Below are 15885 nucleotides of genomic sequence, written 5' to 3'. Positions count from 1 at the left end.
TCGTAGTTGTTGTGGCTGCAGCGAAGGCATCTCCCGAATTTCGAGAGGACTCGTCTTGCTTGCGGGACCGTCATTCGAGACCTCTCGACAGATGGCCGGTTGACAATCCGCCGGACGCTGGGGAGGTGGTTCACGGTGTACCTTTCTGTTTGGGCTCGTCGGGCACAAGTACCGCGCAACTGCTTTTCGCTTCCCGAATCGGCGAAGGACTCGGCTCGTCGGGCAAGCTATAAGACACGGTGCACCGGTCCTCCTCACGCTGGCCCCAACGCACGATCAATCGTCCGCTTTGTTCCACGCCGGACACGAAGGCCTGGCCATCGGGGCCCACGATGCCCATTTCCTGGCCTGTTTCGCTTTCGACCCTGGAGCCGAAAGGCAAGGGCTCGCCATTGGCCCGCGTCAACGTCAGCATCACTCGATAGCCCACAGCTGTCTCGAACACCGCTCGCACCACGGCGCCGCGTGTCGGCACCACCTCGGTCGCCGCGTTCTTGACGTCCATGGTGTCGCCCAAATCCTGCGTGCGAACCGCGAGGCGGTTGGCACGGTAGGGGCTGACGTTGGAGACGACCGCATTGCCGGCCCAATCGGTCGCCACGCCGGGCTGCGACTCGATGCCCACACCCGAAGCCTTGGGAAGCTGAACCAGCGCGATGGTGTCGCCCAGCGGCTGCGACAGCGTCACGCCGCCGCCATGCGCCAGCAATCCTCCGGCCATGCTGAAGCTGGTCTGCCGATAGTTCGAGCCTTGGGAATGACTGAGGTCGAATCGCCCCACGGGCGCCAGATAGCTGACGCTGGCGCTACCGGTGGAACCCTGCTGTTCGACATGATTGGCCGACACGCTGTAGCTGAGGCGCGAATCCTCGAGCGCGGTACCGAACAGGCTGACCTGCTGGTTGGTGCGGCCGTCGCGATCGTGCGTCACCGCATACTGGGCGCTGGTTCCGAAGCTGCCCAGCGGAATGCTCAAGCTGAACATGATCTGGTTGCTCGGCGCACGCCCCAGGTAGCTGCTGCTGCGGTTGTAGTAGACGCTGTAGCCGAATTGCTTGTAGTTGCCCGAATAGCCGATCTGCACCAAGCTGTCCTTGGCGCTCGTACCCCAGTAGCTTTGCTGGCGCGCCGAGGCGAACACCGCACCCCATTCGCCCAGCGACTGCGAGAGTTCCAGGCGCAATTCGTTGCGCCTGTTGTGGAGGCGCTCCCGGGGATCGAGGCCCTGCATGTCCGCCGCCTCCTGGAAGGTCCGGTAGCCGCTGGTGGAATAGCGATAGCCAGCCACGCGCACGGTGGTCCCCGCGTCGAAAGCCTTCGCATACAGGAAGCGCACCGACTGGCCGTTGTAGGTCCGGTCGGTCAGCAGCGGCTGCGGCACCACGGCGCGCGCGGCCGCCAGGTCGGCAGAGACGGCGCCGAAGGCACGCATGTTCTTGCCCACCCCTGCCATCACCGACTGGTAACGCCCCGCAGCGATCAGCCCGCCATAGACGCTGTAGCCGTCGCTCAGGCCACGCGCCACCGTGCCTTGCACGAAGGCCGGTTCGGCACGCGATCGCTGCGACCGGATCCATGGCCATGACGAAAGGCCACCATCGCCGTGGTAAGAAGGAATGAACTCGTCGCCAGGCGCACGGCGGTACTTGCCGACGGTGGCCGAAAAGCGCCACGTTCCTTCGCGCAACAGCGTGGGCACCGCGGAAAAGGCCTGGATGAATTTGATCTCGCGGCCGTCGGCCTCGGTGACGACCACCTCGAGATCGCCGCTCGACGCCGTGGGATAGAGATCGTCGATCACGAAGGCCCCGGGGGCCACGAAGGTGCTGTAGATCGCATAGCCGTTCTGCCGCACCGTCACGCGCGCGTTGGTCTGCGCAATGCCGCGGATGGTGGGTGCATAGCCCTGTTGGCTGTCGGGCAGCATGGACTCGTCGGAGGCGAGTTGCACGCCGCGGAACGGCACGCTGTCGAACAGATTGCCGGGCGTGCTTCCATCGCCGATCAGCAACTGGGCGTGGAGCGAGTGCAGGTCGCGTTGGGCGTAGGTGTTGACCGCCTGCCAGCGGGCTCGCCCGTCTGTCCCGCGACTGTAGGTCGAGAAGTGGCGCAGGCGCCAGTCGCCGTAATTGAAGCCGCCGCGCAGGCCGAGGAACAGGATGTCGCGCCGAGGCTCTTTGCGGCGCTCGCGGAAGGGATTGCCATCGAACACGCCGTTCGGAATTGCGAAGGGATCGGGCCCGCGGCGGTAGTCATCGCCACCATGACGCGCGAAATTGACTTGGTAGTCGACCATGCCGGCCGTGATGCCCCGATCCCACTTGCTGGGGTCGACGGCTCCGCGCACCGAACGCTTCATCGCTGCCTGCGGAATGCTGACCGCCAGGTGCAACTTGCCGCTGTCGTAACTGAAGGAGGCGTCGGGAATGGCCGTGCCCAGGTCCACGCAGGCGTCGCCCGCAAGCGAGGTCAGAGACGAAAACACCGCGACGTTGACGCCCCAGTCGTCGAGCATGCTGCGCGTGAGGCAAGGCTCGGCGTCGGTCTTGCCTTTCTTGGCATCGAAATCGATCACGGCCTGCCCGACACGCCGATCGTTGACCGATACGTCGATGGTGTACCGCCCTGGCAACACGCGATTGCCGAAGGCGAACAACGAGAGGTCGGCGTTCTGCTGATCGCCACCGACGCCGAGAAAATCCTTGTTGAAGGTCGAGGCGGCGAACTCCTGAGCAAAAACGGGAGAACCCAGGGCGCCAAGCGCGGCGGCGCACAAGCCCAGGCGAAACGGAGCAGCCGGGCGCGGCCGCGAGGAAGGCATGCGTCGCATGGCTCAGCGTTGCGCACCGCCGAGGGCGATGGAGGGAGCCTCTGGCTTGAGCGCCGGCTCGGGCTTCAAGGGCACGGGTTCGATACCTTCGGGCACCTTGACGAATTCTTCCGGCGTTTCGCCGCCGTAGTCGTGGATCGTCGTGAAGTTGATCTGGACGGCCTGCGGGGCCTTGAGGGTCTTGAGCGGAAAGCGCAACTCGCCGAACGGCGGCACCATGCCCGCATCGAGCTCTTCCTGGTCCTTCTTGTCCGGACCTTGGCCCTTATTGACCGTCAGTTTCAGCAGAGTGACGTGATAAGCGCTTGCATTGCCGACCTTGAGCACGACGCCTTGGCCTTGCGGACCCGCGCTCACCGCCCACCTGAGCAGGGTGCGGGCCTCGACGGACGAGCCCGGAAGACTCGCGGGCCGATAAAACACCTTGAGCCGGCTGCGTATCGCTACCTGCAGCACGTTCTCCTGGGTCGGAGTCTGGGGGATCTCCTTGACGTTGAGCCAGAAAACCGATTCGCGGTCGGCCGGCAATTCGCCGCCGACGCGCATGATGCGCAAGAGATTTTCCTTGCCTGGATCAAGCCTAGACAACGGCGGCGTGACGAGCAGCGGGGTCTTGTTCTTGCCTTCACCGGCATCGATCCAGGCCTGGACCACGTAGGGCGACGTGCCGGTATTCTTCATCGGCAGAGAGGTCTCGCGGGCCTTCTCGCCCAGGATCACGCGCGTGCCGGAGAGCATCACGCTCGCGCTCGCCGAGCACTGAAGCCCCAGCATCACCAGAATGCCGAAGGCCCATCGAATTCGTTTGTTGCTGCACATATGTCTTCCTCGGTGCGACCCACGCCCACAACGCGCGCGCACAGGCACTCCAACGCACCGATGGCGGCGCCTCGAAGAAAAATCGATCCATGGGAGATGAACGCGAAAGTTGCGCGGCCTTCCGCCGCCGACCAACGCGTTCATGACGGCATGAGGTCGCGAAGACCTCACGCCGTCGCGCCTAGTTAGTTATAGGCAACCGTGAATTGCGCGGTACCGCTGGCCTCGCCGGGTGCGATCTTCCGGGTCGACGGGGCGACCGGCGCCACCGGCAGGGTCGAGACGTAGCGCGCCTCGAACTTGAGGTTGTTGTCGCCTTGGCCCAGTTGGTATTCGCCCGAGGCCGAAGCCAGGTCGATCTTGGTACCCGCAAAGTCACCGATCTCGATGCCGACGCCCTGAGCAGCCAAGACGCCGGAGCCTGCGTTGTTGGTCTTCAACAGGGTCGCGTTGTCAGGATCGGGCGTGCCGGTGAAAGTCACCTTGGCCTTTGCGGCGCCCGCAGGGCAATCCTTCAGGTTGATGGTGAACTTGCCCGGGGTGGGAGCGCGCGTACCCACCGTCGGGAAAACCTTGATGGAGACATCGCCGAGCGGCACGGTCATGTTCTGGCTTTCGGGCGCCACCGAGCAGATGCTGTCGGTGATCGATCCCGTGAAGTTGATCACGCCACCGTCCGCCAGGGCCGCTTGCGACATGCCACCGATAGCGGCGATCACAGCGAGTTTGGTCAATGAACTTCTGAGCATTTAATTCCTTAGTGAATATTACGTATCGATGATTGACATGCCTACAAAATGAAGCACGTCAAATCGATCATAGAAACAAAACCCAAGAAAGAATTCCTCGAGGAATAATTACCCAGACAACTGTGATTAATTATGTTTGCAATTAATTAATTATAAGATGCACTATCTTAGTCAATTGAATTTTTTATTTGTTGTTAATTTCCAATTGTTGATCTATTGCGTCACGCGCCGCGAAGCTTGACCCCGGTATGCAGACTCCGGGCCGCAGGGGAAAAGCGTGAGAAAGCGCGACCGGCCTTGAAGGATCAGCGCGACGTTCGGGGTGCCGTTGGCAAGTCCCAGCCCGAGCGCACGGTCTGCATGTCGTGCACGACGAACGGCACGTCGCCGCGGCCGTTCTTCGATGCTCCGACAGCGACGAGCCGCTGGTCGACATCAACGACAACCGCTACCGCGTCGACATGCTCAAGCTAGGCGTGGAGCTCTACGAAGTCAGCACCCAGCAGCTCAAGCGCAACGGCCAGTTCCGCGGCCTGCTGAAGAAGGCGCGCGGCCGGCTGCATGCCAAGCTCGCGCTGATCGACCGCGAATGGGTGATGCTGGGCTCCATGAACCTCGACCCGTGCTCGGTGCTGCTCAACACCGAGTTCGGCGTGCGCGTGCGCAGCTTCGACCTGACCCAGGCCCTGCTCTATGCCTGCCAGTTCGACGACATCGAGGGCGTCTACCGGGTCGTGCTCAAGCCCGACGGCGAGAACGTGCAGTGGATCGGTACGGGGGACGTCAACAACGAGGTGCTCGACAGCGAGCCCCACTCGAGCATGCTGACGCGGCTGCTGTTCTCGTGGCTCGTGCCAACGGATCAGTTGTAAGAGCCGGAGAACCCGGCTCGATGGAGCCGAGCGAAATCACTTCTTAACGGTATTCGATCGTGAAAGTGGCGGTCGAATTGGCTTTACCACCAGAAACCGCATTGTCGATCTGATAGAAGCGCGCGCTGTATTTCAATGACAGAACCCCGGTGCTCGACACGGTCAGTGGAACCCGATCGCCAAATCTGACCGGCCGGGTGTCCTTTAGCACCTGAATACCCACGCCTTTTGCGGTCGAACTGTCATTGGGATTGGTCAATCGCAGCACGCCATTTTCCCGATCAGCCACTATGCCGTCCAGGCGCAAGGTAATGGTTCTTTGTGCATTCAGTCCCGCCCTGCACTGCAGTTTGATGAGGAAATCCGTATCGTTGGACGTCTTGCCTATACCGGTAAAATTGCTCCTGTTCGCCGAACCCAGCGGGACGGTAATTTTTCGATTGACGTTGTCGACCTCGCAGGTAGGCAGAATAACTCTGCTCGCACTTCCGTCAATTTCGGCAAGAATATTGACGAAACCATTCCCATCAGCAGCTCCCGTGAACATGTTGCCGCTGAATAAATTTCCTGTCTCCACCTCATTGGCCGTGAGGATGAGTTCGACCTGAAACATCTGGGGATTTCCCAAACCGTACGGTGTGTTTCCAGCCAGATATTGTGAAAATGGCATTGTCCTGGGATTGGACCATTCGGCCCTGCCAAACGCATACTTGATCCTATACCCAATCCCCCTCAAATTGGTTTCATATACGCTGTCGAATCCTGGAACAGGTCTTCCATATCCTACGTTGTAGACTAGGTAGCCCCCGTTGAAACAACGTCCAATCGGGGCCATGTCATTGGTGGGGATATACCATGTTCGAGAATAAAAAGGAACACCTATCGCGGCAGAGACGGGCACGTTGACATCTCCAAGAAAAATTCTGTAAGGAGCCATGCCTACGGTACCCATGCAAGCAGCGCCTGCATATTTGGGAAGCAGAATGCTCGCCGCAATCAACGCAAGAAAAGCGCATGTCCGACAAAAGAAATTCGTTCGACCAGGATTTTCATAGCGGAATAATTTCATCCAAGCATTTTTCATTTCAATTTTCGGCAATGTGACCTGTTCGACACCAACGAAACAGGAAGGATTTGTTTCTCACCGGACCTCGGGCAGTGTTTTGCCTCTCGTTGGTCGCATTCGACGAACGAGCCCCATCGAAACGACCTGCTCTGGCTTCCGGCGGCGGGTTCCAGCACTCGATCTTTCTGCGGCGAGCCGTCTCTTTTCTTGCATCGTGCTTTTTCATCCGCAGACCGCGCTCAACTCTCGGATGGGCGGCGGATTGGCTTCTTCCGGCAATTCGTAGCTCAGGGTGCATTGGTCCGCTGAACCCTGTCCCCAACGCACGGTCATGCGCCCCTTGGCTTCGGCACCGCTCACGAAGGACTGGCCCTCGGCACCCACCATGCCGATCTCCACGCCTGCCTCGTTCTCGATCCTGGCGCCGAAGGGCAGCGGCTCCCCGGTTCGCCCGGTCAAAGTGAGCATCAGCCGGTAACCCACAGCGGTCTCGAAATTCACCAGCACCACGGCCCCGCGCGTGGGAGCCACCTCGGTCGCCGCATTCTTGACATCGATGTTGTCGCCCAGGTCCTGCGTGCGCACCGCCAGCCGGTTCATGCGGTAGGGCGAGAGGCTGGGAAGGACCGCATTGCCTGCCCAGTCGGTCCGTATCCCGGGGCGCGATTCGAAGCCCACGTTCGAGGCCTTGGGCAGCTGCGCCAGCGCAATCGTTTCGCCCAAGGACTGCGAGAGCGTCGCGCCACCCGCATGGACCACCAGTCCGCCGGCCATGCCAACGGTGGTCTGCCTGTAGTTCCTGCCCTGCGAATGACCCAGATCGAAGCGCCCGACGGGCGAGAGATAGCTGGCACTGGCGGCACCAGTCGATCCCTGGGTGTCGTCGCGACCCACCATCACGTTGTAGTTGAGCCGGGAGTCGTCCAGCGCCGATCCAGAAACGCTGGCTTGATGGTTGGTGCGACCATCCCTCTCCCGCGTTGCCGAGTATTGGGAACGCACGCCCGAGTCGCCCAGCGGCACGCTGACCGTGAACATGACCTGGCTGCTGGGCCGGAAGTTCTGATAGACGCCCCGGCTGTAGTTCACGCTGAAGCCGACCTGCTTGTAGTTGCCGGTCCAGCCGATCTGCACCGCGCGATCCTTGCGAGGCTCGTCCCAGTAGCTTTGCTGGCGCGCCGAAACGTACAGCGCGCCCCAGTCGTCGCCCAGCGGTTGCGAGAGATCCAGCCGCAGTTCGTTGCGACGGTTGTTGAGCCGCTCGAACGGCAGCAGGCCCTGCATGTCCACCGCCTCCTGGAAGGTACGGTAGCCCCCCGTGGAGTAGCGGTAGCCGGCCACGCGGATGCTGGTCCCGGCATCGAAAGCCTTGGAGTACAGGAAGCGGATCGATTGGCCGTTGTAGGTCCGGTCGACGAGCAGCGGCATCGGCACCAAGGTGCGCGCGGCCGTGATGTCGGCGGAGACGGCACCGAACGCCCGCAGGTTCCTGCCCACGCCGGCCAGCAGCGACTGGTAGCGCCCCGAGGCGATCAGGCCGCCGTAGATCGTGTAGTCGTCGTTCAGCCCGCGTGCCAGCGAAGCCTGCACGAAGGCCGGCTCCGCCAGCGGCTGGCGATACTGGGTCCACGGCCATTGCGACAGGCCGCCCCAGCTGTTGTAGCTGCGCCCCAGGCCCGAGGCGCGCCGGTACTTGCCGACCGTCGCCGAATAGCGCCAGGCATCTTCGCGCAGCAGCGTGGGCACCGTGGCGAAGCTCTGGAAATTCCGCGTCTCGCGGCCATCGGCCTCGGTCACGATCACTTCCAGGTCGCTGCCGGAGCCCGTGGGATTGAGGTCGTCGATCACGAATGCACCCGGCGCGACGAAGGTGCTGTAGATCACGTAGCCGTTCTGCCGCACCGTGACCCGCGCATTCGTCTGCGCAATGCCGCGGATGGTGGGTGCGTAGCCCTGCTGGCTGTTGGGCAGCATCGATTCGTCGGAAGCGAGCTGCACGCCGCGGAACGGCACGCTGTCGAAGAAGTTGCCCGGCGTGCTGCCGTCGCCGATCAGCAGGCGGCCCTTGAGCGATGCGAGATCCCGCTGCGCATAGGTCTCGACGGCCTGCCAGCCACCGGCCCCGCTCACGCCGCGGCTGTAGGTGGAATAGTGGCGGAAACGCCAGTCTCCGTAATTGAACCCGGCGCGCAAGCCGACGAACAGCGTGTTTCGCTCCGGGTCCCGGGGACGGGGCGCGAACGGGTTGTTGTCGAAGAGACTGCGCGTCAGCGCGAACTGATCCGGCTCGCGCCGATAGCCATCGCCACCATAGCGGGAGAAGTTGATCTGGTAGTCCAGCATCCCCGCATTGATCCCCCTGTCCCACTTGCTCGGATCCACCGTGCCGCGCGCCGATCGGTGCAGTGCCGCTTGCGGAATGCTGAGCGTCAAACGCTGCTTGACCCCGTCGTAGCCGAAGAACGCGTCGGGGACGGCGGCGCCCAGATCGGCCACGCACGCGTCATCCGCGAGCGCCGCGAGGGCCGGAAACGCGGGCACGTTGACGCCCCACTCTTCCAGCATGCGCCGCGTCAGGCAGGGCACGGCATCACTCGCGCCTTCCTTGTTGTCGAACTGGATCGCGACCCTGCCGACATTGCGCTCGTTGAGCGAAACGTCGACGGTGTAGCGCCCCGGCAAGATCCGATTGCCGAACGCGAAGAGCGACAGGTCGACGCTCTTCTGGCCACTGCCGGTATCGAGCAATGCATCGTTGAAGACCGAGGTGGGCGGCTGCTTCGGCACCGGCGCCGTTTGCAATGGCTGCGCGACGGCCGGAGCGACGAGCGCACCGATCGCGGCGGCACACAGACTGAGGCGGGACGGCACGCGCGCGGAGAAAACCCGTTCCATGGAACTAGCGCCCACCGCCATCGGCCGCGGGAGTCTCGGGCTTCTTCTTCGGCACCACCTCGGCCTGGATCGCCACGGGCTCCGCGCCCTCGGGGACCTTCACGACTTCCTCGGGGGTCGCGGCGCCGTAGTCGTTGATCGTCATGAAGTTGACCTGGACGGCTTGCGGCGTCTTGATCGCCTTCAGCGGATAGGACAACTCGCCGAAGGGCGGAACCATGCCGGGGTCGATGACCTGCTGGCCGTTGTTGATGTCCAGTTGCAAGAGCGTGATGTGATAGCCGGTCGGGTTGGCGATGCGAAGCACTGCACCCTGCCCTTGCGCGCCGGGGCTCACGACCCACTTGAGCTGGGCCCGCGCGCGCGCGGCCGTGCCCTCGAGGCCTGTCGGACGATAGAAAACCTTGAGCCGGTTCTGTATCGCGATCTGCAGCACGTTCTCTTCCGTCGCCTTCTGGGGGATTTCACGCACATTGATCCAGAACACCGACTCGCGGTCGGACGGCAGCTCGCCGCCCATGCGCATGACGCGCAGGATGTTCTCCTTGCCGGGATCGAGCCGCGACAGCGGCGGCGTGACCAGCAGCGGGACCTTGCTCTTGCCTTCACCGCCATCGATCCAGGCCTGCACCACATAGGGCAAGGTCCCGTAGTTCTTCATCGGCAGGGCGGCCTCGCGGTCCGTCTCGCGCAGGATCACGCGCGTGCCGCTGAGCATGATGCTGGCGTCGGCGGTCCATTGAAAACCGAGCAGCGCGATGGCGAGGAAGACCCTGCGAATGCGTTGATTGCTGCACATATGCATCTGTATTCCCGGTGCAAGCCGCAGCCGCGGCACGCACGCAAACACTCCGCACGCCTTGCGGCGCACTGAAGAAAAAACAAACCGGAGAAGCTGAAATAAATGCTGGCGCGAATGCCGAACGGCCTTGCACCGCTGCTCGCCGCGCCAGCAGCAACGCGAAGCCGCAAGGGCCTCGCGTCGTCGAACGACTTACTTGTAGTCGACCTGGAAGGTCGTGCTCGCGTTCGCCGGGCCGGCCGTGACCGCTGCGACGGTCGACTTGTAGTTGGCCTTGAACCTCAGCGAGTTGGTGCCTTCGCCCAGGTTGTAGCCACCCGAGGCCGCGCCCATGTCGATGCGCGTGTTGGCGGAGTCGGAGATCTCGATACCGACACCCTTGGCGGCATCCACGCCGCCGACCTGACCCGAGTTGTCGATCAGCAGCAGCGTGGCGTCGGTACGGTCCTTCTGGCCCAGGAACGTCACGGTCGCAACGCTGGCCTTGCCAGTGGCCGCGTCGGGAGCGGGGCAGTCGAGCAGCTTGATGGTGAAATCTTGCGGCAACGACTCGTCACCTGCCGCCTTGAAGGTCTTGGCCGCGATCTTGCCGAGGAAAACCTTCATGTTCTGGCTCTCCGGTGCGATCGAGCAGATGCTGTTGACGATTTCGCCTTCGAAGTTGACGGTGCCGGTGTCATTGGCGGCCGCGAAGGCGCCTTGCGATGCAGCGGCCACGGCCGCGATCACTGCGAACTTGGAAAGATATTTTTTCGACATGGATATCCTAAAGATTGATATGAAAATTGCCTGCACATCAATTGCAGACCGTCGAAATGCTATCAATGAATTGAGGATGAACAGGTCGAATAGAACAATACATCAGGAAACCGTGATTAACTATCGTTGCCCATTCAATGACAAATGTGAACTCAAAAAAGTCAATTCATTTTCATCAAGAAAATTGCATCGTATTTGTTAATTTTCGATGCGGTCGAGCGCTTGCGCGCAAGCGTCGAATCCGCATGATTTCGGGAGGAGGCCGACACGTTCGGTAACCAACGCATGCGATCGGCGTCACGCGTCCGGTCGTCGCGTCCCAGGCACGGTGTGGCCGACTACTGATGCGTCAGCGTGATCGTCGCGGTCGCGTTGGCAATGCCCGGCTTCAGCTCGCTGCCGGTGCGCATGTAGCGCGCGACGAAAGGCACGACGTAGGTGGAGTCCCTCGACTGGCCCACCGTCGCGGCCTTGCCGAACTCCACGGGTCGGCGCTGCGCGTCGAGCACCTGGATGCCGACGCCGCTGGCAGTGATCTGCCCCGGGCCGCCCTCATTGATCGCCAGCACGCCCGGCAACGTCGTCGCGCGCGTGGGGTCCATGGTCATCGAGACGGTGGACTGCACGGTGCCCGGTGCCGCCTGGCACGCGACCTCGATGTTGAACGGCGTATCGCGTGCAACGGTTCCGATGCCGGCGGCGAAATCGCGGATCGGCACGCGGCCCATTCGGACTGTGGGATTGCGCGACAACTCGCTCAGGGTGCACGAAGGTGCGACGATCTTGCCGCCGCTGAGGCTGACTCGAAAGTAGTAGTCCCGCGGCTTGTTGGCGACGATCGCGTGCCCATAGAGTCCGGGCGTCAACAGCCCGTTGCCGACGCGCTTTGCCGTCTTGATCAGGTCGAAGTTGAACTGGACCCAGCCTCGATAGTTCGACGTGGTGGAACTCGGCGTGGTGCCCTCGACCGAGAACTCGAAGGGAAGAGCGCCCGTGGCGCTTTCCCGCCCTCCGAAGACCTGTATCCGATAGCCGACCCCCGGTACGTTGGTGGAGTAGATTCGCTCCCACATGGAGGTGTTGCTCACGAGCGCTCCTTGGGTTCCTCGCAGTTGAACGGTCAACGTCTCTCCGAAGTTGCAGTTGGCAATCCAGGCATTTCTGAGCGCGCCTTGTCGATGCGCCAGGACAGCGCCGACAGGCTGGTTGTTGTCCACGACCACCTGGCCGAAGTCGAAGCTGAATTCGCCGATCCGGATGCCTTCCGAATAGAAGCATTCCGCCGCTTGCGCCACGGTCGCCGCCATGGCGACGGCAGCCCAGAGCGTCAACACGCGGATCTTTCGCACCATCGTTCTGATTGACATGTCTTCTCTACTTCACGAGAGGTGGGAGTTAGGGCACGCATGGCCGCGGTGGCAATCCGCCCGGACGGACGACCGATACGCGCTCATCGCCGGCCCTTGAGCGACACGGCCTGCGCTTCGTCGACGCACCGGCCCGCGAACTGGCGAACGGGCAGCGGACTGGCCTCCTCGGGCAGGCTGTACGACACCGCGCATTGGTTCGCCGACTGCTGGCCCCAGCGCACCGCGAGGCGGCCGCTCTGGCCCGCGCCGGTCACATAGGCCCGGCCCTCGGGCCCGACGATGCCGACCTCCTGGCCGGCGTCGTTCTCGATGCGCGCACCGAAGGGCAGCGGCTTTCCGCGGCCGTCGGTGAGCGTCAGCATCAGCCGGTAGCCCACCGAGGTCTCGAAGGTCGTCAGCACCACCGCGCCGCGCGTCGGCACGAGTTCGGTGGCGGCGGACTTCACTTCGGTCGTGTCGCCCAGGTCCTGCGTGCGCAGGGCCACGCGGTTGAGCCTGTAGGGGCTGAGGTTGGGGATGACGGCACGGCCCGAGCCATCGGTCACCACGCCCGGACGCGCGTCGAAACCGACGCCACCGGCCTTGGGCACCTGCACCAGCGCGACCGTCTCGCCCAGGGGCTGCGACAGCGTGATGCCGCCGCCATGCACCAGCAGCCCGCCCGCCATGCCGAAGGTGGTCTGGCGGAAGCCCCGGCCCTGCGAGTGGCCGAGGTCGAAGCGGCCGAACGGCGCGAGGTAGCCGGCACCGACGCTGCCGCCGGCGCCCTGCTCGCTCGCATGGCTGGCGCTCACGCTGTAGCTGAGGCGGCGATCCTCCAGGGCCGCGCCGTACAGGCTCACCTGCTGGCTGGTGTTGCCCTCGCGATCACGCGAGACCGCGTACTGCGCGCTGGCCGCGGAAGTGCCGAGCGGAATGCTCAGCGTGAACATGAGCTGGCTCGTGGCCCGGCGGTCCTGGTAGGCGCTGCGGTTGTAGAAGACGCTGTAGCTGAACTGCTTGTAGTTGCCCGACCAACCCACCTGCACCAGCCGGTCCTTGAGAGAGGTTCCCCAATAGCTCTGCTGGCGCGCGGAGGCGAAGACCGAGCCCCAGCTTCCGATCTTCTGCGCGAGCTCGAAGCGCAGCTCGTTGCGGCGGCCGTGCAGGCGCTCGGACGGCGACAGCGCCTGCATGTCCATGGCTTCCTGGAAGGTGCGGTAGCCGCTGGTGGAATAGCGGTAGCCCGCCACGCGAAAATTGGTGCCGCTGTCGACGAAGGACTTGGCGTAGAGAAAGCGCAGCGACTGGCCGCTCTGGCGCTCCTTCCCGCCAGGCACGAGCGCCATCGGCGTTCCCGCCGGATCGGTCGGCAGGCTACGCGGCGCCGTGGTGCTGGCGGTCGAGAGGTCGACCGACAACGCGCCGAAGCTGCGCATGTTCTTGCCCACGCCGGCCAGCATCGACTGGTAGCGGCTCGAGGCCATGAAGCCGCCATAGACCGTGTAGTCGCCGCCCAGGCCGCGCGCCAGTGTCGCCTGCACGAAGACCGGCTCGATGCGCGCGCCCTGCTCCCGCAGCCACGGTGCCAGCAGCATGCCGGCGCCACCCAGGCGCGTGTCGTCGATGTAGCTGCTGCTGTAGCCGAAGGCGCTGCGGTACTTGCCCACCGTGGCACCGTAGCGCCAGGTGCCTTCGCGCAGCAGCGTCGGCACCGCCGAGAAGGCCTGGATGTATCTGCTTTCGCGCCCGTCGGCTTCGGTGACCGTGACTTCGAGGTCGCCGCCGGAGTCCGTGGGATAGAGGTCGTCGATCACGAACGGCCCCGGCGCGACGAAGGTGCTGTAGACGATGTAGCCGCTCTGGCGCACCGTGACGCGCGCGTTCGTCTGCGCGATGCCGCGAATGGTGGGCGCGTAGCCCTGCTGGCTATCGGACAGCATGGCCTCGTCGGTGCCGATCTGCACGCCGCGAAACGGAACGCTGTCGAAGAAGTTGCCGGGCGTGTTGCCGTCGCCGATCTGCAGTTGCCCCTGGATCGAGGGCAGGTCGCGCTGCAGCGTGGTGGTGACGGCCTGCCAGCGGCCGCGGCCGTCGGTATCGCGGTTGTAGGTCGAGTAGTGGCGCAAGCGCCAGTCACCGATGTTGAAGCCGCCGCGCAGGCCCGCGAACAACGTGTTGCGCCGGGTGTCCTGGCGCCTGCGGTCGAGGAAAGGATTGCCGTCGAAGAGGCTCGGCGAATTCGCGAAGAGGTTCTGCCGCTCGCGCTGGTTGTCGCCGCCATGGCGCGCGAAGTTCAACTGGTAATCGAGCATGGCGGCGGTGATGCCCCTGTCCCATCGCGCGGGCTCGACCGCGCCGCGCGCCGTGCGCTTGAGCGCGGCCTGCGGAATGCCGATCGACAGCGCGAGCTGACCCGCGTCGTAGCTCACGGTCGCCTCGGGAATGCTGCCCGGCAGATCCACGCAGGCATCGTCGGCCGCACCGGCCAGCGGGGGGAAGGCCTCCACGTTGACGCCCCATCCGCCCAGCATGCCGCGCGTGAGGCAGGCCACGGCATCGTTCTTGCCCGGCACGTCGTCGAAACGGATGGTGCTGCGGCCGGCGGCCCGCCCGTTGATCGTCACGTCGACGGCATAGGTGCCGGGCAGCACCCGATTGCCGAAGGCGAAGATCGAGAGATCGGCGCGCGGTTGCTTGCCGCCGCCGATGCCGAGGAATTCCTCCTCGAAACGCGAACCGGCGACCTGCTGCGCCAACGCAGGGATGCCGAGGCTCGCGATGACCGTCGCGCACAGCGTGCGGCGGAACGGCGCGGCGCACAGGATGCGGCGCATGGCCTCAGCGCGCTGCATCGCTCGTGGATGGCGCATCGACGACCTCGGGCGTCAATGCCACGGGATCGACGGCCACGGGCACGCGCACGCGTTCCTCGGGCGTCTCGCCACCGTAGTCGTTGATCGTGGTGAACCGGACCTCGATCGGTTGCGGCGTCTTCATGGCCTCGAGCGGAAAGCTCGACTCGGCGAGCGGCGCGACCATGACGGCTCGAATCACCTGCTGACCGGCGTTGACGGTCAAGCCGGTGAAGGTCACGTGATAGACCGTTGGATTGCGGATCTTCAGCACGGGGCCCTGGTCCGGCGCACCGGGACCGACGCTCCACCGCAGCTGCGCGCGCGCGTCCACCGGCTGGCCCGACAGCGCGGCGGGACGATAGAACAGCTTGATGCGGGTACGCACCGCGATCTGCAGCACGTTTTCTTCCTGCGTCTTCTCGGGGATCTCCTTGACGTTGAGCCAGTACACCGATTCGCGGTCGCGGGGAAATTCACCGGGCATCCGCAGGATGCGCAGGATGTTTTCCTTGCCGGGATCGAGCCGCGACAGCGGCGGCGTGACCATCAGCGGCACGTCGGTCAGACCCTCGCCCGCATCGACCCAGGCCTGGATGACATAGGGCGCACTGCCGGTGTTGCGCATGGGGATCGAGGCTTCGCGCTCTTTCTCGCCGAGGATCACGCGCGTGCCGCTGAGCGACACCGCCGCATCGGCGTGCCATGAAAAGCCCAGCCCCGATGCCATGGCCAGGACCCAACCGAATGTCTGCTTGCTGCACATAGGAGTTTTCGGGCGCACGCGCCCCATGCGGCGGTACGCCGCCGTACGAAACATGAACAAAGAAGGAGAACGGGGGCGCCGCCGCAGGGCGGCGCCAACGGCCGGAGGCTGCAGGAGCCGCGG

Annotated in this window: 11 protein-coding genes; 1 reads left to right on the top strand and 10 read right to left on the bottom strand. The window is 63.9% G+C overall.

Annotated elements, in window-relative coordinates; genetic code table 11:
* Positions 1-130: 130 nt before the first annotated feature.
* The 3 genes from R0232_RS07570 to R0232_RS07560 form a co-directional block, all read right to left on the bottom strand.
* On the bottom strand, positions 131-2821 hold the full coding sequence (locus R0232_RS07570) for a fimbria/pilus outer membrane usher protein (protein ID WP_431511749.1): 2691 nt from the start codon (positions 2819-2821) through the stop codon (positions 131-133).
* A gap of 12 nt (positions 2822-2833) precedes the next feature.
* On the bottom strand, positions 2834-3649 hold the full coding sequence (locus tag R0232_RS07565; RefSeq protein ID WP_431511748.1) for a fimbrial biogenesis chaperone: 816 nt from the start codon (positions 3647-3649) through the stop codon (positions 2834-2836).
* Between the two features lie 185 nt (positions 3650-3834).
* Complete coding sequence (locus R0232_RS07560) at positions 3835-4383, bottom strand: fimbrial protein (protein ID WP_431511747.1); 549 nt, start codon at positions 4381-4383, stop codon at positions 3835-3837.
* A 380-nt stretch (positions 4384-4763) separates the two neighbouring features.
* On the opposite strand from R0232_RS07560, the gene R0232_RS07555 reads away from it, so the two are divergent.
* Positions 4764-5270: a phospholipase D-like domain-containing protein gene (locus tag R0232_RS07555; RefSeq protein WP_431511746.1), complete on the top strand. Its 507-nt coding sequence runs from the start codon at positions 4764-4766 to the stop codon at positions 5268-5270.
* A gap of 43 nt (positions 5271-5313) precedes the next feature.
* Here the strand turns inward: R0232_RS07555 and R0232_RS07550 are convergent, their stop codons facing one another.
* From R0232_RS07550 to R0232_RS07520, 7 genes are all read right to left on the bottom strand, one after another.
* Positions 5314-6339, bottom strand: coding sequence for a fimbrial protein (locus tag R0232_RS07550; RefSeq protein WP_431511745.1), 1026 nt, complete (start codon positions 6337-6339; stop codon positions 5314-5316).
* Between the two features lie 219 nt (positions 6340-6558).
* The gene (locus tag R0232_RS07545; RefSeq protein ID WP_431511744.1) at positions 6559-9231 is read right to left on the bottom strand and encodes a fimbria/pilus outer membrane usher protein; all 2673 of its coding nucleotides are present in this window, start codon (positions 9229-9231) and stop codon (positions 6559-6561) included.
* Positions 9232-9235: 4 nt separating this feature from the next.
* Positions 9236-10030: a fimbrial biogenesis chaperone gene (locus R0232_RS07540; RefSeq protein ID WP_208509917.1), complete on the bottom strand. Its 795-nt coding sequence runs from the start codon at positions 10028-10030 to the stop codon at positions 9236-9238.
* A gap of 195 nt (positions 10031-10225) precedes the next feature.
* Positions 10226-10792 carry a fimbrial protein gene (locus R0232_RS07535; RefSeq protein ID WP_208509916.1) on the bottom strand — a complete coding sequence of 189 codons (567 nt, stop codon included), beginning with the start codon at positions 10790-10792 and terminating at the stop codon, positions 10226-10228.
* A 338-nt stretch (positions 10793-11130) separates the two neighbouring features.
* On the bottom strand, positions 11131-12159 hold the full coding sequence (locus R0232_RS07530) for a fimbrial protein (protein WP_431511743.1): 1029 nt from the start codon (positions 12157-12159) through the stop codon (positions 11131-11133).
* Positions 12160-12242: 83 nt separating this feature from the next.
* The gene (locus R0232_RS07525; RefSeq protein WP_431511742.1) at positions 12243-15014 is read right to left on the bottom strand and encodes a fimbria/pilus outer membrane usher protein; all 2772 of its coding nucleotides are present in this window, start codon (positions 15012-15014) and stop codon (positions 12243-12245) included.
* Positions 14983-15789 carry a fimbrial biogenesis chaperone gene (locus R0232_RS07520; protein ID WP_431511741.1) on the bottom strand — a complete coding sequence of 269 codons (807 nt, stop codon included), beginning with the start codon at positions 15787-15789 and terminating at the stop codon, positions 14983-14985. Before R0232_RS07520 ends, R0232_RS07525 begins: the two co-directional genes overlap by 32 nt.
* Positions 15790-15885 lie beyond the last annotated feature (96 nt).

This window comes from Variovorax sp. DAIF25 (assembly GCF_050711835.1).
Lineage (GTDB): Bacteria > Pseudomonadota > Gammaproteobacteria > Burkholderiales > Burkholderiaceae_C > Variovorax.
Note: the sequence above shows the minus strand (reverse complement) of the source record. Positions and strands in the feature narration are given on the sequence as shown.